Origin of the sequence: Aquitalea sp. LB_tupeE, assembly GCF_013391415.1 — a bacterium.
In the GTDB taxonomy this organism is placed as follows: domain Bacteria; phylum Pseudomonadota; class Gammaproteobacteria; order Burkholderiales; family Chromobacteriaceae; genus Aquitalea.
The window spans coordinates 92077-109941 of sequence record NZ_JACAXB010000011.1 but is presented as its reverse complement, the minus strand read 5'-3'; the positions used below and the strand labels follow the sequence as shown (position 1 = coordinate 109941).

At 57.2% G+C, this 17865-nt stretch carries 22 protein-coding genes; 4 read left to right on the top strand and 18 right to left on the bottom strand.

From position 1 onward, the window contains the following. Nucleotides 1–3: 3 nt before the first annotated feature. A complete protein-coding gene (locus HWX34_RS04755) occupies nt 4–243 on the top strand; it encodes a hypothetical protein (RefSeq protein WP_178971214.1) in 240 nt (79 codons plus the stop codon). Here the strand turns inward: HWX34_RS04755 and HWX34_RS04750 are convergent. From HWX34_RS04750 to HWX34_RS04675, 16 genes are all read right to left on the bottom strand, one after another. Continuing rightward, the gene (locus tag HWX34_RS04750) at nt 227–760 is read right to left on the bottom strand and encodes a hypothetical protein (RefSeq protein ID WP_178971213.1); all 534 of its coding nucleotides are present in this window, start codon (nt 758–760) and stop codon (nt 227–229) included. The two genes, HWX34_RS04755 and HWX34_RS04750, sit on opposite strands and share 17 nt — an antisense overlap. Before the next feature lie 126 nt (nt 761–886). Then, nucleotides 887–1519 carry a hypothetical protein gene (locus HWX34_RS04745; RefSeq protein ID WP_178971212.1) on the bottom strand — a complete coding sequence of 211 codons (633 nt, stop codon included), beginning with the start codon at nt 1517–1519 and terminating at the stop codon, nt 887–889. A 650-nt stretch (nt 1520–2169) separates the two neighbouring features. After that, complete coding sequence (locus HWX34_RS04740; RefSeq protein ID WP_178971211.1) at nt 2170–2490, bottom strand: GNAT family N-acetyltransferase; 321 nt, start codon at nt 2488–2490, stop codon at nt 2170–2172. Between the two features lie 1640 nt (nt 2491–4130). Continuing rightward, nucleotides 4131–4472, bottom strand: coding sequence for a hypothetical protein (locus HWX34_RS04735; protein WP_178971210.1), 342 nt, complete (start codon nt 4470–4472; stop codon nt 4131–4133). Next, nucleotides 4469–4915, bottom strand: a complete 447-nt coding sequence (locus HWX34_RS04730; protein ID WP_178971209.1) for a hypothetical protein — start codon at nt 4913–4915, stop codon at nt 4469–4471. Before HWX34_RS04730 ends, HWX34_RS04735 begins: the two co-directional genes overlap by 4 nt. Then, the gene (locus tag HWX34_RS04725; RefSeq protein ID WP_178971208.1) at nt 4915–7191 is read right to left on the bottom strand and encodes a DUF3987 domain-containing protein; all 2277 of its coding nucleotides are present in this window, start codon (nt 7189–7191) and stop codon (nt 4915–4917) included. Before HWX34_RS04725 ends, HWX34_RS04730 begins: the two co-directional genes overlap by 1 nt. Then, complete coding sequence (locus HWX34_RS04720; RefSeq protein ID WP_178971207.1) at nt 7184–7582, bottom strand: CHC2 zinc finger domain-containing protein; 399 nt, start codon at nt 7580–7582, stop codon at nt 7184–7186. The genes HWX34_RS04725 and HWX34_RS04720 overlap by 8 nt, the downstream gene beginning before the upstream one ends. A 102-nt stretch (nt 7583–7684) precedes the next feature. Continuing rightward, nucleotides 7685–7969 (bottom strand): hypothetical protein, encoded by a 285-nt coding sequence (locus HWX34_RS04715; RefSeq protein ID WP_178971206.1) that lies wholly within the window; start codon nt 7967–7969, stop codon nt 7685–7687. Continuing rightward, nucleotides 7963–8175 (bottom strand): hypothetical protein, encoded by a 213-nt coding sequence (locus HWX34_RS04710; protein ID WP_178971205.1) that lies wholly within the window; start codon nt 8173–8175, stop codon nt 7963–7965. Before HWX34_RS04710 ends, HWX34_RS04715 begins: the two co-directional genes overlap by 7 nt. After that, a complete protein-coding gene (locus tag HWX34_RS04705; RefSeq protein WP_178971204.1) occupies nt 8172–8468 on the bottom strand; it encodes a hypothetical protein in 297 nt (98 codons plus the stop codon). The genes HWX34_RS04710 and HWX34_RS04705 overlap by 4 nt, the downstream gene beginning before the upstream one ends. Next, nucleotides 8468–8641, bottom strand: coding sequence for a hypothetical protein (locus HWX34_RS04700; protein WP_178971203.1), 174 nt, complete (start codon nt 8639–8641; stop codon nt 8468–8470). The genes HWX34_RS04705 and HWX34_RS04700 overlap by 1 nt, the downstream gene beginning before the upstream one ends. A gap of 278 nt (nt 8642–8919) precedes the next feature. Then, on the bottom strand, nt 8920–9240 hold the full coding sequence (locus tag HWX34_RS04695) for a KilA-N domain-containing protein (RefSeq protein ID WP_178971202.1): 321 nt from the start codon (nt 9238–9240) through the stop codon (nt 8920–8922). A gap of 9 nt (nt 9241–9249) precedes the next feature. Beyond that, complete coding sequence (locus HWX34_RS04690) at nt 9250–9513, bottom strand: AlpA family transcriptional regulator (protein ID WP_178971201.1); 264 nt, start codon at nt 9511–9513, stop codon at nt 9250–9252. Between the two features lie 89 nt (nt 9514–9602). Beyond that, nucleotides 9603–10418 (bottom strand): hypothetical protein, encoded by an 816-nt coding sequence (locus HWX34_RS04685; RefSeq protein WP_178971200.1) that lies wholly within the window; start codon nt 10416–10418, stop codon nt 9603–9605. Between the two features lie 135 nt (nt 10419–10553). Continuing rightward, a complete protein-coding gene (locus tag HWX34_RS04680; protein ID WP_218645055.1) occupies nt 10554–11852 on the bottom strand; it encodes a site-specific integrase in 1299 nt (432 codons plus the stop codon). A 240-nt stretch (nt 11853–12092) separates the two neighbouring features. Further along, entirely contained in the window at nt 12093–12959 is an 867-nt protein-coding gene (locus tag HWX34_RS04675) for a YicC/YloC family endoribonuclease (protein ID WP_178971198.1), read from the bottom strand. A 101-nt stretch (nt 12960–13060) separates the two neighbouring features. Here HWX34_RS04675 and HWX34_RS04670 point away from each other — a divergent pair, with 101 nt between their 5' ends. From HWX34_RS04670 to rph, 3 genes are all read left to right on the top strand, one after another. Next, nucleotides 13061–14029, top strand: coding sequence for a serine/threonine-protein kinase (locus tag HWX34_RS04670; protein WP_178971197.1), 969 nt, complete (start codon nt 13061–13063; stop codon nt 14027–14029). A gap of 10 nt (nt 14030–14039) precedes the next feature. Then, a complete protein-coding gene (locus HWX34_RS04665; protein ID WP_178971196.1) occupies nt 14040–14912 on the top strand; it encodes a PP2C family serine/threonine-protein phosphatase in 873 nt (290 codons plus the stop codon). A 78-nt stretch (nt 14913–14990) separates the two neighbouring features. After that, nucleotides 14991–15707: a ribonuclease PH gene (gene rph / locus HWX34_RS04660; RefSeq protein WP_178971195.1), complete on the top strand. Its 717-nt coding sequence runs from the start codon at nt 14991–14993 to the stop codon at nt 15705–15707. 51 nt (nt 15708–15758) lie between these two features. On the opposite strand, the gene HWX34_RS04655 is transcribed toward rph, so the two are convergent. Together HWX34_RS04655 and HWX34_RS21050 are read right to left on the bottom strand one after the other, a co-directional pair. After that, a complete protein-coding gene (locus tag HWX34_RS04655) occupies nt 15759–16568 on the bottom strand; it encodes a serine protease (RefSeq protein ID WP_178971194.1) in 810 nt (269 codons plus the stop codon). An 89-nt stretch (nt 16569–16657) separates the two neighbouring features. Next, complete coding sequence (locus HWX34_RS21050; protein ID WP_218645054.1) at nt 16658–17806, bottom strand: hypothetical protein; 1149 nt, start codon at nt 17804–17806, stop codon at nt 16658–16660. Nucleotides 17807–17865 lie beyond the last annotated feature (59 nt).

Sequence of the window (17865 nt, the reverse complement as noted above, 5' to 3'; positions counted from 1 at the left end):
GACATGGATGCCATTGATATCCTCAACCTGATGCGTCAGCACCCGCCGACCGAGCCGGTAAGCCTGACGTCCATCCCCTTGATGCTGGCGCAAGCGCTGGTCGCCATTGCCGGCAAGTTGACGGTGAGTGAGCTGGAACGCCTGATTGCCGTCGGTGCCGCGCTGTGTGCCCATCAGCAGGATCCGCAGTTTGATAGTGTGGCGGCAGATTTGCTGGTCAAGCAGCTTAGCGAACCGCCTTGAGCGCTTTGGCTGGTTTGCTGGTTTGCGGTGCGGATGCCGTCGTTGGCGTGCTCGCTTGCTCAGGCAAGTATTGCACCACCAGCGCACGCAGAATGCGATAGCCATTTTCTTGTGGTGTGCCCAAACGCTCATGCCAGGTCATGCTGTCTATCGCGGTGCGCATGCCTCCGTTGCTATTGAGCAAAATGGCCGCCGAGCCGCCGGAATGTCTTACCTGCTGGGCAATGGCATGCAGCATGGTGGTGTTGACATAGGCCATGTCGTAATCGCTCACCCGTATCATGCCCATGATGCGATAGCGGTGCGGTGGGTCGCCTGCATCCCAGATTTCCACCCCGTCCACGGTCCGTTTACTACCGCCCTCGCCATCGATGATCTTGCTGCCATTGCGGTACTCGAACATGGTGTAGTCGCTTGTAGTACAGGCTTGCAACAGGGTTGTGCACAGTATCAGGCAGGCAAGCCCGCCCAGACGGTATGGTGAAAAGACCGAGGATGGAATCGGAAAGTGAGGCATTACGGGCAGGGTCCGCCAGCGAGGCATGAATGATGCCCGCATCTTAACGTGCCCCATGTCTTGTTGTGCCGTGCATGTCCGCGCGATGAGGTAAAAAAATGCAAACCAGGCCCGCGCCGGGCCTGGCTAATCCTGCCAGCAGCGCAACTGGTATTGCTGCATGAAGTCCGGGGTATTGACCACTGCTTCGGCAAAGCTGCTGTTGGCCATGATCCGCGTCCCCTGACGCAGGAAAACCGCCCGCACTTCCTGCGCGATGGGTTGACCGTATTTCTTGAAACGTATCAGGTATTCGATGTCAAAACCGGCTTCTTGTCCCGCTGGATGCCTGAAGGTAGCGACGGTGGCCGGATTGTCCCAGCCATTGCTGCACTTGGTAATCAGCTGGAACAGGCTTTGCCCGTCCGCCAGCCGGATGTGCCGGGAGAAATAAACGGCGGTACGCGCCTCATCCACCCACTGTCGCTTTGCATCACCGGCATCATTGCCCAATAGCGGGTTGCGCGGCAAACGCGATTTGCGCACTGCCGGGTCGTCATGGATGAAGCGATAAAACTGGTCGGCTGCCCGGCATTGCTGGCAGCCTTCGGCCTGCAGGAAACGCTGCTCTGCCGGGGAGACCTCTAGGCGGACGGCCTGCCGTGACAGGCTGGGAACATAGGATTGATGCCGGTCTGCCGGAATGGTGTCCAGCATGTCACCATAGCTGCAGCCAGTCATGCTCAGCGCTGCCGCCGTCACCAACCATTGTTTCAACATGATTCCTCCCCGTATGCCAATGCGCATTCTAAGGGCTGGGACCGCTGGCGATCTCGGCCTGGCATGTAAAGAAAGGTAAGGCTGTGGCGGCGGAAAACTGCGCAAAAAAGCCCCGGCGGGCGGGGCTTGGTTTGCTTCCCTGTCAGGAGGGCAGGGGACACAGGTTTACTCGATGTTGGATCTGTTTACTGAGTAGGTGGCTCAAAGCCTTGCCAGTAAAGGATTGTGCTACTCGCGTTTTTGTTATGGGTACACCCATGGGTACACGCTAAAACGGAGTGCTCTAGTTTCAGCCCTTACCGGATGACATGGTTGGATCGCCTCATCCATGGGGGAAATATGGTTTCCATTCCCATCGCCCCGAAGCCCCCGAAGAGGGGTTCTCGGTGCTGGGCGGTTCGCGGTGCCTCACCCTGGGCAGGGCAATCACAGTCAGTCTGGTGTAAACACCCATCGGTGGGTCTACTCACTTTTGAGCATACCCTGGTATCCGTGGATACCTGAGTGGATACCACGCGCTGGATACCAGCGTTGACCTCACTGGCAGCCAAGGGGTGACACGCCTCATTCATGGGGCAATTTCGCAAACACACCCTCAGACGGGAAAATGCCCGCGCTGGGCGGGCCGGGTAGCCAAGTAGGTTAAGGTGTTAAACACCGCTAGTGTCTTTGATATAGACATCTAAACCATGGCATCCCATAGGCACAATGCTTTGCCTCTCTCTCTTAAATCCGCTGTGACGGAGTAATGCTTTCATTCCTTTGGCGTAAGGGGTGCACTCTGCCCTGAGTACCCAACACTTTGGTAAGCGCGCCTCAATCAATTCCAGCATTGTCTTGCCTATCCCCATTCCGTTCATGTCTTGTCTGACGGAAAACATCTTGAGCGTGACAATTCCGTTGTGCTGACGGCTGGCACATTCAAGCCAAGCAAAGCCATACAGATTTTCATTGTCCTTGAGAACTTGCATGCTGCCCGCCCCAGTCTCCATTGGAATGGGACATTTTGTATTCGCAGCCCATCCACAAAGCAACTGCCATAGCAATGAAACCAAGCCTTGTTCATTCAGGTAGTTGTCTGAGTACGCGCCTCGCATAGCACCCGCTTGAACCAAGTCGTAGACAGCAGGAATATCCAGTAGGCCTATTGGATGTAACTTTGCATGAAGATGGCTATTCATAGGACGCGGCGAGTTTGTTCTTATGATTTGATAGGTGTCACATTAGTTAGTTGCTGCTTGGAAATAAAGGACGGTTAACACAACTTAACGCATTGGTCGGAAACCAGCCTTTCCCGTGGAAACCACTGTGGAAACCTAGCGACTGGAAACCAGCGTTCTGCTGTCAACCAGCCGTCAACCAGTGACTTGGCAACCAGCCTTTGCTTGGCTTTCCCCTGCAACCAGGCCTGCAAATTTAGTGCTTTGGGTGGAAACCAGCGTGGAAACCTGCTCACTGGCAACCATGCCTTCGGGTGCGAACCGGTGCGAACCAGTGCAGTGCGAACTTGCCATTCTGCTGTTAACCAGTGCTGTTAACTCCCACTGTTAACCGGGCAGCAAGGCTGTGCATGCCTTGCGACTCCTTACGGTGCAGTGGACTGTTTCCGTGCGTACCTCGCTGCGTACCTCTGTCTTGCGTACCGCCTCTTTGTCGGCAGGGCGTTAACCTTGCGCTTCCTTACACCAGCCGTGCAATAAACCCTTGTTTGCAAAGCAAAGCGCAAAACTGCGCAGGGAGGCGCCAGGGGGAGTAAACGAAAAATTCCGTTCAGCAGAATTGAAGTTTTTTGAAGTAGGCAGCCGGGCAGGGGATGGTAAAACGCCACCCCCTTTGTGCCAGTGGAAACTGTATTTCTCTGTGGCAGATGGTCATTGTGCTGTTGGGTAAATTTCTAGTTTTTTCTAGTAGCGGCGCGGCTTTGCGTCCCGTTCCAACTAGCCAGAAAGCTAACATTTGCTAACAGTATGCCCGGCCTGCTGGTGCCCTGAAACCCTCCGGGAAACCTTATCATTCCTTATCAATTGTCCGGCGTGCATGTCAGCAAATGTCAGCATGGCCACGCCAACATTTGCCAGCAATCCAGCTCCCGGCATGTCAAGTTTTGACAAGTATGTGGGCGGCCTGCTTTCGGGTCGGCATGTCAGGTTTTATCAGGTTGCTGGCCGGGTGATCCGTGCGTGCCATCATAGGGTTTCTTGGGGTGCGGCCCCCGTTTTGTCCTGGGTGCGCAACTTTGAAAACGTGCATTTCCATGCGCACGATCTTGCGCACGCTCTGCCATTCGCTCCCATTGCCGTGGGGCGCAAAAGCTGCACCCCATCCCCACGTCGCGCCATAACCTGTTGATCTGAAAGCTCACCCATAAATGTTGTTCAGCAGTGGGCTGGTGGGGAAGTGTGACAAGCAATGCGGATTGTGCGCACGGCAGGGCCTCTTGCTGCGCACTTGCCGCATCGAATGGGGATTGCATGGGGGAGTTTTCAAAATCAGTCGGATTGCCGGAAATACCCCCTTGACAGCCGATTGCATGGGGTTAATTTCAAAAACAGTCTGATTGCAGATTCCAGACGCAAAAAAGGCGGGTCGCCCCGCCTCCATCACCAGCCTGTCACAGGCCCTCCATCATCCGGTTGAGCATGTTGCCCACCTCCATCTGTCCCACGGCATCCACGGCCTTGACCAGGGCGGGCAGCAATCGGCGGGCATCCGGGTTGCCCCGTAGCAGCCACGTTTCCAGATACTCGGCCTGTGGCCAGTGAATCTTGCGCAGCATCGCAACAAACTCAGTGATGACTGCCTTGGCCCGTTGCTGGCCCTCTGGTGTGCTGTCATCGCTGTTGATGCAGTCCGCTATCACCAGCAGGGTTGCGGGCATACTCAGGTGCATAGCGCCGTCAGGATCGCCGGGAATCGGGGTGAAGTGTTCATGCAGGTTCAGCGGCTTAGTCATTTGCGTTTCCTTTCTTCGTTGCGGCCAATCAGCAAGGTTTTGACGTGGCGGCGGTATGTCTCGAATAACTCCCACTCGGTGGACTCTTTGCGGGCTATCTGGCGGCGGGCAAACAGGATGGCTTCGTCAATGCTGTGCTGATCCCATCCATCTAGTCGGGCAGTGGTCGTAATGGCTCGCATCAGGTCGTCGTGGATGGCAGGCAGGGGGTGGCCTGTTCCCGGTGCAATGGCGGTTATCGTGGCGCTTGTCTGCTTAGGTGCTGGCGGAGTGGTCCGGCCAGTACCCTCCAGCCAGACGCACAGGGCATCACGATTGCGCTTGATCTGCTCCACCAGGGCGGCAGGAACAATCGACAGGGGGCTGAGATGCACCTTGCCCTGCTGTGCCCAGCAGTTGGCCCCGGTCGCGGCAATGGCGTTGTAAAGGGTTTCGGGCGTCATCAGAATTTCACCTCGTCAGTGCCGGTGAGCAGGTGGTCAGCGGCCTCATAGGCGGCGTTCCAGTCGTCCAGGCTTTGGCAGTCCAGTTCGGGGGCTGGCGGTGCTGTTGTGACAGGTGGCGGGCTACTCAATACCGGCTCTGAAAAACTCGGTTTGGGCGGATGGCTAAGGCTAATTTGGCTAATCTGGCTAATTTCAGACCCGGCCACCCCCCAGGAATTAGCCGAATTAGCCGTTTTAGCCTTAGCCACACCCTGAGATTGATCTTTTGCGAGGGTGAAGCGTGATCCATCGAAAGACAGCCACCGGCGGCGGACCAGCTCATCAAGAGCAGCATTGCGCCGGTCTTTGTCATCTCGCAGTGGGCGATAGCCTTTCTGTGCCGCGGCGGTTTTCGTGAAGCTGGCCCACTTGCCGGTGTCACGTTGCAGGAATGCCAGCAGGTCGCGGGCGTCGCGCTCTGTTGCGGATAGCTGGGTGGTTTCCGACAAGCGCAGCCATTCAGCCAGGCTGTAGCCCACCAGACGGCAAGCGCGGGCCATGTCCTCACCCAATACCTGCAAATCATCATCAAGGCGCTCAAAGTGCCGCCAGACGGCAAACACGGTGGCCACTCTCACCGCCAGTTCACCAGCACGGCCCCCGAAGGCTTGCAGGCTGCCGGTCAGATCGCCCACCAGTGGCGCTTGCCGCGCTTCTGTTGCGTTGTAGAAGTTCAGCCATAGTGCGGTGGCGTCAGGTGTCAGCGTGGCGCTAGGCAGGTCCAGGCCGCCGTACTGATCCAATGACTCCGGGTACTGGTTCATTCTCCCAAGCGTTGCCCAGTAGTGGATCAGTCGCTGATCTCGGTCAGTTCGTTGTTCCAGTGCGCTTTCATCAAGAAAACGCTCACCTGCCATGCTTGCCGGGCAACTGAGAATGAAGCGCGGCAGCAAGCCTTGCCCCCGTAGCATCGGGTTGGCCAGTGAGGAAGCAATAACACTGGGCTGGCCGGACAGGAACAAGCCAAACCGGACATTAGGCCGGAAGCCACTGCCAGACTCGGCCCCTACGCGGTCGCGCTCTACGCCCTTGCCATCAAATAGCCGGGTAAGGGTGCCAAGGGCTGCCATCATCGTGTCAGACTTCATGGTATGCCCACCAAAAAACTGCCCAGCTTCATCAGACGACCAGGACAGGGCAGGGCGGCTACCTTTCACAAAGTCGCGGACCACTTTTTCAAGTGTGGCCTCGCTGTAGATGGTGCGCGGATCGCGTGGCTTATCTTGCAGGATGCTTTCACGCTCTTGCGGCTTGGCTGTTGCGGCTTCGCGCTCGATGGCCTCTGTCTGGCTTCTATGGTGCTGGCGCTGCTCCACCTCGGCCTTGTCAATTGGACGGGTGGCCAGTGAAAAGGTGGCGCTCTTACGGTCGCCACTATTGGCCAGGCTCAGCACAAACAAGCTGCTAGGCATTGCGCCCATCTTGGGGTGGTCTGCATTGGCAATGCGCTGGGCGACGTGCGCCACGGCAGCTAAAACGGCCATTGCTGCCAATGGCTCAGGGGCTTGGACATGCTCGGCAATTGCTTGGGCAGCCTGTTGCATGGCTCCCGGTAGGCAATCGGCTGGCCACGGTGTCGGCTCACTATCGCGCTCGAAAGGCTCCGGCCCTGTGTCTGGTGTCTCCATTTCGATCAGCGGCAGGTCTGCCAATTCGGCGGGTTTGTGCACGGTCAGCCAGTCCACAACATCGCCCTTGCTGGGCAGTGACAGTGTAGACACGTCCACAATGCTGATTGCCGCCACACCAGTGGCCCATAGCAGCGGCAGGCAGTCTGACAGGTACTTTGTTCCGGCTTCGTCATTGTCGGGCCAGATTGTCACGCTACGGCCCGCCAGTGGCGTCCAGTCAGCCACATTGGCGCTGTCAGCGGCCCCGCTAGTTACTGCAACATGGCCCAGCCTCAGCAGGGCGTCGGCAGCCTTCTCACCTTCCACCAGGTAAACAGCGTCATCCGGTTGCAGGGCGAGGGAGTGCAGGCCGTACAGTGGCTTCCCACCGGCAGGGGCGGGCGGTTCGCCAATGCGGTATTGGCTGCCATCGTAGTGCATGGGCCTGATCCACTTATCACCGTTGTCATGCTTGGCCCTGATGCGCCAGTAAAGCGGGGTGCCGCTGGCGTCGGTGTAAACATGCAGGGCTTCGGCCCTGTAGCCTTCGGCCTTGGCCTGGGCAGACAGGCGGCCTGCTGCCATTCGTGCCTCGTCGCTTGCTTTCATTACCAGGTCAGTCATGGCGCAGTGCCCCCAGTTCAGCGGCAGCTTCACGGAAGCCCTTGCCGGTCAGTAGTCGGTGGAATGCCAGCACATCCCCGCCAGATGCTTGGCAGCTATGGCAGCGGAAAGCCCCGGTGTGGACGTTTACGGATAGGCTGGCGCGGCTGTCATCGTGAAATACGCACTTGGTCATGCGCCAAGCGCCACGGCCCCGCAGCTTCATCCCTTGGGCCTCAAAGTACGCTTGCGGGTCAGGCAGCAAGTCGCGGTTGAATTGCCCTGTAGCTGTGCCAGACTGAGAGGGAAGTTGATGTATTCCCTTTGATCGGCCCATTCCTTGGGCCGTTTCTTTTTTCTGGCGCAGATTGCGGTAAAAACCGTCGATGGCCTCGCCAATGGCCTGCTTCATCTCTGATGGCGTCATGAAATGATCCTTTCAGACGTGCCGCGCCCTGTTGCCCGTTATCGGCCTTGGGACGCGGCCTTAGATTTCAGATTGTCGGGGGAAGGGTCAGCGGTTCAGGCTGGCCAGCAGTTGGGGGGCGTTCTGGATGATTCGCGTCACTAGCACGGTGGACTGTGCCGCACCATATCGCCGCTGTGCGTCTGTCGCGTCTGCCAGGCATTCGCCAAACACGGCGGCAAAGGCTCCCAGCAGGGTGCAGGCCGCTTCTGTGCGGTCGGTGGCGCTATCGTATGCTGCCGGGTGCAGATGCTCGTTCAGCAGCAACAGAAGGCGGTGGGCGGCGGCTTGGCCGTCAAACTCGGCGGCATGGCGCTGGTTCAGGGTCAGCATGGCACGGCCTCCTTGATTGCGCGGATTGTGTATCCAACGGCATCGGTATCCTGATGCAGGCGCTCAAGGCAAGCCCACTGTGCATCCAGTTTGGAAGGAAACACCCCCAAACAAACAGACTCAAGCTTGATCGGCTCTGCGGACTCTTCGGTACGGGTCATCCAATTGGGGTCGCGCTGGATGAATGCTTTGTAGCGGGCGGTCATTGGCAGGCCTCCATTTTGCTGTATGCCTGTTTCCAGCGGGCCATCAGTGCGTCTGCATCGCCATGGATACCGGACTTGCAAGAGCCATCAGACATCATGGCCACGACAAGGCGGGCAGTGGTCGGGCGGGTGTCGTCAGTGTCAGCCAAGCTGTCATCAATCTCGACTGTCTCGTCAACAGCGGCCCTGATGTGGCTGATCAGGTCGGACAGGTCGCAGCTAGGTTTCAGCAGCATTTGACCTGTGGCCAGCAGGGTAATGGTCAGGCGGGAAACTTCGGTCAGGGCAGCCATTAGCGCACCTCCGCCACGGTAAAGCCCACGGCAGCCGGGGCAATGCGTACAGCGTGGCCAGTGCGGGCCAGATGCAGGCGGGCAAGGGCTTGGGCTTCGGCCTGAGTGGCAGCGGTGCCGATGTTGTGAGCAATGGGGTGCAGGCGTGACAAGACGCGGGAAAGCTTAGGCATTGGTGCCTCCTTAGTGAGTTTAGACCCACCATCCCGAGACCAATCGGGGGTGGCAGGCGCATGGCGGGATTGGTCTACCGGCACTAAGGAACCGGCGCGTGCAAGCACGCTCCCACCACGGCCTGCCATAGGAAAAGGCGCACCAGTGGTGTGAAACGGACGCAAAAAATGCTGCAAGTGGCGGCTGTCCGCCTTAGTGTTCGGGAGACCAATCCCGGTGCCGCTATTGAACAGCACGGGGGCATTATCACGCTGAGAAGTCAGGCAGGCAAGGGGAATCATGCGTAGTACCCCCCAGCAGCCACTATCTGGCCATCGCACCACACGCCAAACACTGGATTGGCCCAGCGGGCAAGGCAGACGTACAGGGCAGGGTGCAGCCAAATGCCATCAGGCTTGTGAGCGTACAGGTCGGCAGCGGTGGGCAGCGCCAGATGCTCGGCCATTGCTGCCAGGTACTCTTGCGTCTCGGGCAGGGCCAGCCATTGCGCGGTGGTCTTGCCAGTGCCGCCAACATGCTCGGCCAGTTCGTCGCCGTGCAGCCAATCCTTGCCGGGTGCGTGGTCAGTCTTGCAGGGGAAGGTCAGGATGTTTTCCATGTCGCCCCCTTATGCCGCTTGGCCTTGTTCGTCCAGCCATTGGCGGATGGCCTCAGCTCGCCAAACAGTCACGCGTTCGGACAATTTCAGTGGCTGTGGGAAGGTGGAATTTTTCACCCTTCGCCAAATAGTGGAGTCAGACAGGGGGATGATCTGGCGCAGGTCGGCAAGGCGGACAAAGCCGGTTGCAGGCAGTGCGCCGTAGGTGGCGAGGATATTGGCCTGTGCGTCGGCAATCTTGATGGTTTTGCCAGTTGTGGCGTGGGGTTTCATGTTGCATCGCTCCGTTGATTGACATTGCGAGGCAAAGATAAAGCCGCACGGTGGCGGCTTCGAGGGAATTACCCATGGTACAGAGGGAATTACCTCTTTATCTGGTCTTGCGCTTGTTTGAGATAGCCGCGCAAAGTCTTAACGTCTGGAAGTTGTAGCCCTTCGAGTCCGCCTCTGTTTTGCGTTTCGACTAGGCCGTCAAGAATTTGATTAGCTTTGCTACCAATGTCATCTGTTGAGCCAAGGTATCCGGCGGCAAGGGCTGCAACAACTCTTGCCATGCCGTCTTGCCTCCTTGGCTTCGCATTCAACCCTGAAAATTCCAGCTTTTTGGCTACATCTTCTTTGGTTTGCAATAAGCCTAACTTGAATCGGTATAGGCTTACCGCCATAACATATATAGATCTCATCGTTATGGTTATTTGATCAAGCGGACCTTCAGAAAAATCCTCCTCATCTACTATCTCAACGAGAGAAAAGAATCTGTACGATCCTCGCTGCCCATATCCAATCTCCCATGGCGGCGCTCCGTACACACCAATCGGATTGTTTACAGAGTACCCCCAGAAAGCAAAATGCATTGATGTTTCACCCTTTAATTCAACTTCCCTCGCCTGTCCTGCATTAAGGGCAATAAATTCAATACCTTCTTGTCGTTTGTCATTGGGGTCAAATTCATAATCATCTGGAAGTGTCAGTACGGCAGCCACGGAAATGGACTCTGCGCTCGCAACAACATCAAGTCGCTCTGTTGCAGCATAATGCAATACATCTATCGGACGACATTTTAGGATGCCTGCCGCGTCATCAAGGCTGTAATAAGCTTTGGGTGGTAGGCCATTTTCCGTAAGTCGTGGCAAATCTTCCCAGTGAATTACTTCCTTGCCATAGTATTGGTCTGGCATCACGCCCCCTTCGGCGTCCCTTGTTGGGTTTGCCAACACCAGGCGGCAAGGGTTTCCGCTTTTCGCCCCGTCGGGCTAGGTGTCGGCAAAGCTTGTTAGTTAGAATTTCATGATATTGCTGGTGTAAATTCAGCGTCAGGCCGTTTTCTTTCTGCCCTTGCTGATTGGTGTCACGTTGTACGCTTCGCCCTTGTCCAGGGCATCCAGCAGGCCAGCCCACTTGTTCAGGGCGTCGCGCCGCTCGTTGTAGTAGTCATGCCGGTTGTAAATCCCTTCCACGCCCTTGATCTTGTGATTCAGGCAGCGCTCGGCCACGACTGGATCAATGCCCAGCTCGGCCAGTTGGGTGCGGGCAGTGCGGCGCAGGTCGTGCACGGTGAAGTCTGGCACGTCCGGCATGTGCGGTTTGACCTTGCCCAGGGCTGTGCCGATGGTGCCTTCATGAATGTGGGGAACCATGCGGTGCTGCATCTTGCGGGCAGGTAATACCCAGCTGCTGGGCGCAGCCATTGTGTGAAGCTGTTGCAGCCATTCGATGGCCAAGGCGGGCAGGGGTATATCAATCGGCTTGCCGGTCTTGCTGCGTTCGCCGGGTAGGTGCCACACGGCATTGGCCAGATCAAACTCCTCCCAGCGGGCTGCGCATAGTTCCATCTTGCGGACGCACAGTAGCAATAGCAGCCTGATGGACAGGTCATTTTCTACGCTGAAACCTCTGGCCAGCTTCATGGCTGCAAACAGCTTGGCAATCTCGTCGCGGGATAGGGCCCGGTCGCGGGCTTCTTCTTTACCGCCTGCATCGTTCAGGTCAAAGGCGCTTGCCGGGTTGATTTCCAGAATGTGGCGCTTGATACCGTAGTCAAACATGCGGCGCACCCATCGCAAGGTGTCATTGGCAATGCTGGGCGCTCCCCGTTTGACGATGGCTTGCAGCATGTCATCAATGTGGCGGGGCTTGATGTCCTCCACCTTCATGTGGCCAAGTGCTGGGCCTATGTCCTTGTCGATGCGGCGGCGGACAATATCCGGGTGCTTCCAGCGGCCTAGAATCTGCCGTTCGTAATACTCATTGGCCAGCACCAGCATGGTAATGGCGTTCTTCTCCTCCTCGATCTTGGCCAGGGCTGCGGCCTTGCGCTCTTGCTTCTCCCCGGCCACGTCATAGCCCAGCGCCACACGTGCAGCCAGTTCGCGGGCAGCTTTTCGGGCCTGGGCAATGGGAAACTCGGCATAGCTACCTATTTGCACAATTCGCTGCTTGCCTTCAAAGCGGTAGCGGAATCGCCAAACAGGCATCTTGTCTGATTGACGGAAGCGCAGCCACAAGCCATTACCATCTGACTTTCCCTCAAAGTGCTCCCCAGCCTTAATCCAGGCTTTAATGCCTTGGTCGGTCAGTTTTACCTTAGTTTTCTTATCTTCCTGATCTTCCATGCCATGTCCTGAATAGTGAGTATCAGCCCCAAGCCCTTGCCGCTGCTGGATCAGCAAAAAACAGAACAGCGAATAGGGGTGTGTACCCAAACAATTGCCAGAAAAGTGCATTGGGTACACGCTTGGGTACACGCCAAGTATGCGCTTTGTTGCGATGCAGTGACACGACCTGAAATGAAAAAGCCCCGACTGGCGGGGCTTCTGTTGGTTCGGTGCCACGGTGTGACACGATATGAAAGCTTACTCGATATTCTGGATCTGCTCGCGCATCTGCTCGATCAGCACTTTCAGCTCGACAGATGCCTGGGTGGTTTCGGTGGAGACCGACTTGGAGCCCAGCGTGTTGGCTTCGCGGTTCAGTTCCTGCATCAGGAAATCCAGCCGCTTGCCGGTCTGGCCGCCAGCCTTGAGGATGCGCTTGACTTCGCTCAGGTGGGTGGTCAGGCGCGACAACTCTTCATCCACATCAATCTTCTGGGCAAACAGGGCAAATTCCTGCTTGATGCGGTCGTCCTCCACATTACCCAGCGCATCTTGCAAGCGGCTGGACAGCTTGCTCATGTAGGCATCCAGAATCAGGGGCAGCTTGGGCTTGATGGTGCTAATGATGCCCTCCATGGCCGTAACGCGGTCGTGCAGGATCTGCTTGAGCTTTTCACCTTCGCGTGCGCGTGAGGCGTTGAAGTCTTCCAGCGCGGTGGTCAGGCTTTGCAGGCACAGCTGCTGCAGCACTTCCGGTGCCAGGGTATTGGTTTTGAGAATGCCGGGCCAGCGCAGCAGCTCGCCCACCGACAGGCCCTTGGCCTGAGGGGCTTGCTGTTCAACCTGTGCGGCCACTTGCAGCAGGCTGGCCAGGAAGTCGGCGTTCAGTTCCAGTGTCGGATTGTCGGCTTCAAGCTGATTGAGACCGACACGACATTCCAGCTTGCCACGGCTGACACGAGATGCCACCATCTCACGCAGCTGTGGCTCGATGATGCGCAGCTCTTCGGGCAGACGCATCTGTACATCTAGATAACGGTGATTCACTGCACGTACTTCCAGACTGAGCAAACCGCCTGGAAAGTCTCTGCTGATGGATGCAAAGCCTGTCATACTTAGGATCATTGTGGGCCCCCGCTTGTGGTGTCATTAAAATTCAGAACAGGGCCCGAATTGCTGTGCATGCTCAATTCCGGGCCAACGAACACTATAGCAACTGCCATGTCATGACTCAATCCAGCCAACTGACTGCCTTGCCGGTAGGTTATCGCCTGGCCGAGTACACCATTGTCCGCCAGCTCTCTGTCGGTGGTTTCAGCGTTGTCTACCTGGCCTTGGACGATGCCGACCGCAAATATGCCATCAAGGAATACCTGCCGCGTAACCTGGCCCAGCGTGATGAAGAGGGCATGGTGACGGTTCCGCACGAACTGGACCGCGACGCCTTCAATCTGGGCCTGAAATGCTTTTTTGAAGAAGGCCGCATCCTGGCGGAAATCAGCCACAAGAGCGTGGTACACGTCAGCAATTTTTTCCGTGCCAACCAAACGGTTTACATGGTGATGGAATATGCCGATGGCCGCTCGCTTGGTCGCGAGCTGGAGCTGGCCGGAGGTCGTCTCGAAGAACGCCGGATACGCAAATGGTTTGCCGCCTTGCTGTCCGGCTTGCGCGAAGTGCATTTGCACCGCCTGCTGCATCTGGACATCAAACCGGCAAATATCTACCTGCGCCGTAGCGGTTATCCGCTGTTGCTGGATTTTGGCGCGGCCAGGCAAACCCTGTCACGACGCGACAAGCATTTCGCCTCCATGTACACCCCCGGCTTTGCTGCGCCGGAGCAATATGAAAAAGACCAGCCGCTTGGCCCGTGGACCGATATCTACGCCGTCGGTGCCTGCCTGTACGTCTGTATGGGTGGCCGCACGCCGCAAATCGCCCAGCAGCGCCTGCAAGCGGACAAACTGGTACCGGCCAGCAAGCTGTTTCGCCACTATTATTCCAAAGAGTTGCTCGAATTGACCGACCAATGCCTCAATCTGGCACCGGATGCCCGTCCTTCCACCGTATTGGCCATTCAAAAGCGTTTGCTGGATTCCAGTTACAGCCAACCCGAACCGCTGCCGGAGCCTGCCGTGGCGGCCAAGCGGCTGGTCGGCTGGATCAAGGGCCTGGCTGGCGGCCGTTCTTCCTGAGGAGCATGCGATGAAATTATCCCTGTATCAGGAAAGCCGCATCGGAGGCCGCTCCTACAATCAGGACCGCCAGGTCATTGCCCATTCACGTGAGGCGGTCATGCTGGTGGTCGCCGATGGCATGGGCGGGCACTTGCAAGGCGAGGTGGCCGCACAAATCACCATCGATCTGATGAGCGAGCTGTTTTACCAGCAGGCTACGCCCAGTTTGTCCCATCCCAACCGTTTTCTGGTGAATGCAATCAGTTCCACGCATCAGGCCATTCTGGACTATGCGGCAGACCATCGCCTGCCGGAGATACCCAGTACCACGGTGGTGGCGGCCATCATTCAGCAAGGTGTATTGCACTGGTGCCATGTGGGTGACTCGCGGCTCTATCTGCTTGATGGCAAGCAGGGCATGCGCTTGCGCTCGCGCGACCACTCCCAGGTCCAGCGCCTGATCGACCAGGGCAAGCTGACCGAAGAAGGCGCGCGCACCCATCCGGAACGCAACAAGATCTACAACTGCCTGGGGGCTACCACCGACCCGGATATCGACATAGGCGAAAAACAGTTGCTGCAGCCCGGTTGCTCGGTGCTGCTGTGTACCGATGGCTTGTGGTCGCAAATCAGCGATACCGAGATGGAGAAGGTGTTCATCGGCCGGGCGGTGGGCCAGGTAATGCCAGCCCTGATGAACGTGGCCGAACGGCGTGCCGGTAGCAATGGCGACAATCTGTCCGCCGTTGCAGTGACCTTGCTGGATGATGCCGCCGAACTGGCAGGCAAGCCCGATACACTGGATACGCTGGTCACACCGCCGCGTTATGCCGGCCGCCAGATTCTCGACCCCAATCTGGAGCTGATGCATCAGGAAATCCTGGGTAGCAAACCAGGCTGAAGCGGCCACCCCGAATTTTCATCAGACAGGTGATGTCGCAGGAGATCACCTGTTTTTGTTTCATACAGGACATCGACGATGCGACCTTCCCAACGAAATAACGACGCCTTGCGTTCTATCCGTCTTACCCGTCATTACACCAAGCATGCCGAGGGCTCGGTGCTGGTTGAATTTGGCGACACCAAAGTCATTTGCACTGCCAGTGTGGAGGAGTCTGTACCCGGTTTTCTGAAAGGCAAGGGCAAGGGTTGGGTGACGGCGGAATACGGCATGCTGCCGCGTTCCACCGGCAGCCGCATGCGGCGTGAATCGGCGGCCGGCAAGCAAAGTGGCCGTACGCAGGAAATCCAGCGCCTGATCGGCCGTTCGCTGCGTGCGGTGGTGGATATGGAAAAGCTGGGTGAACGGCAGATCCAGATCGACTGTGACGTGATCCAGGCGGATGGTGGCACCCGTACCGCCAGTATCACCGGCGCATTTGTCGCGCTGCATGATGCCATCAGCGGCCTGATTGCCCAGGGCAAGCTCGCGCAAAGCCCGCTGCGCGATTTCGTGGCAGCCATTTCCGTGGGTATTCACCAGGGTGAAGCGGTGCTGGATCTGGATTACCTGGAAGATTCGGACTGTGAAACCGACATGAATGTGGTGATGACCGGTAATGGCCGCTTTGTCGAAGTGCAAGGCACGGCAGAAGGTGAGCCGTTCAGCGAAGAAGAAATGGCTGCCATGATGCGTCTGGCCAAAAAGGGCATTAGCGAACTGATTGCCCTGCAACGTCAGGCTCTCGACCTTTAAGCCAATAACAGGCGCTGAAGCCATGTTCGACAGGGGCTTTTGCCCCTGTTGTCATTTCTGGGGACGGCCTTGCTGGATGAACTGCTGCAGCTGCTGGTAGAACACCGGGCTGGATAGCGCCATATTGTCTTCCTTGCGGCGGCGTGCTGCCACCGGGGCCGAGCTCTGGATGCCGATCAGCGTCATGCGGCCATTGATGCGCGCCAGAATGGGAGAGCCGCTATTGCCTTCCAGCGTGTCGCAGCGGTGAGTCAGGCGGCCATCGGCCAGCAGACCGGTTGCCTGGCAATTATTGTGGACCAGCAGGTGGGTGAGGTCATCCAGTGGATACCCCCCATTGGTGACCGTATTGTGGATACCTTGCAACTGCTGTTTCAACGCCTGGCTATCGCCGGCAAAGACCGGAATCACCCCACGGCTGCGGCCTAAAGGCTGGCTTAAGCGTACAAAGGCAAAATCGCGCCCGGCGATTTTCTTGGGAATATACGTCCCGTCCGGACGATGCTCCAGGCCTGCCAGAAAGGCCTTGTCCACCTGCACTTCGCGGATGGCACTTTGTTCGCTGAATTCATTACCGGACAGGCCAACCGTAAAACTGATGGCCGGATCGAAGCGCCCATGCTTGTTGATGAAGCAATGACCGGCGGTCACCACCACATCCTCTGCCACCAGCGTGGCGGTGCATACCAGATGGCTTTTGGTTTCCAGCTGTCCGACAGCCTGCCACAAGCCGCTGTCCGGATCGGTCTTGACGCGATCATCCTTGCCGAAAAACAACACCAGTTGTTCGGCGGTGGGTTTGGCCTGGGCCGCCAGGGGCAGCAGACACAGACTCAGGGCAAGCAGGGTAGTGCGCAACATGGGGTGGGGCTCCAATGCAATCGGGGCGCCGAAGCGCCCCGAAGGTAAGACTGACAGCAAACCGGGGTCAGCTGTCGTATCCGTGCGAATTACTTGGCAGCGGAAGCGGCTTTTTTAGCCTTTTTTGCCGGAGCGGAGGCTTCAGCAGCTTGGGCTTTCTGAGCGGAAGCGTCAGCTTTTTTAGCGGCGTGCTTTTTAGCGTGGTGCTTTTTGGCAGCGTGCTTTTTGGCCGGAGCGGAAGCGTCAGCAGCTTGGGCTTTTTGAGCGGAAGCGTCTACTTTTTTGGCAGCGTGCTTTTTAGCGTGCTTTTTGTGAGCTTTTTTGGCCGGAGCGGAAGCGTCAGCAGCTTGGGCTTTTTGAGCAGAAGCGTCTACTTTCTTGGCAGCGTGCTTTTTAGCGTGCTTTTTGTGAGCTTTTTTGGCCGGAGCGGAAGCGTCAGCAGCTTGGGCTTTTTGAGCGGAAGCGTCTACTTTCTTGGCAGCGTGCTTTTTAGCGTGCTTTTTGTGAGCTTTCTTGGCCGGAGCGGAAGCGTCAGCAGCTTGGGCTTTTTGAGCGGAAGCGTCTACTTTCTTGGCAGCGTGCTTTTTAGCGTGCTTTTTGTGGGCTTTCTTGGCCGGAGCGGAAGCGTCAGCAGCTTGAGCTTTCTGAGCGGAAGCGTCTTTCTTGGCTACTTTCTTGGCTTTCTTGGCCGGAGCGGAAGCGTCAGCAGCTTGAGCTTTCTGAGCGGAAGCGTCTTTCTTGGCTACTTTCTTGGCTTTCTTGGCCGGAGCGGAAGCTTCAGCAGCCTGAGCTTTCTGAGCGGAAGCATCTTTCTTGGCTACTTTTTTGGCTTTCTTGGCCGGAGCGGAAGCTTCAGCAGCCTGAGCTTTCTGAGCGGAAGCATCTTTCTTGGCTACTTTTTTGGCTTTCTTGGCCGGAGCGGAAGCTTCAGCAGCTTGAGCTTTCTGAGCAGAAGCGTCTTTCTTGGCTACTTTTTTGGCTTTCTTGGCCGGAGCGGAAGCTTCAGCGGCTTGAGCTTTCTGAGCGGAAGCGTCTTTCTTGGCTACTTTTTTGGCTTTCTTGGCCGGAGCGGAAGCTTCAGCGGCTTGAGCTTTCTGAGCGGAAGCGTCTTTCTTAACTTTCTTCTCAGCCTTCTTGGCCTTGTGGATAGCTACCGGAGCGGAGGTATCAGCAGCGAAGGAAGCAGTGGAGGTCAGGCCAAAGGCGGCGGTCAGAGCGAGCAGAGCCAGCTTTTTCATTTTTGTAAAACTCCTAAGTTCATCTTGAAAATCAAGTTTGAAGGCGGACGGATAGTCCT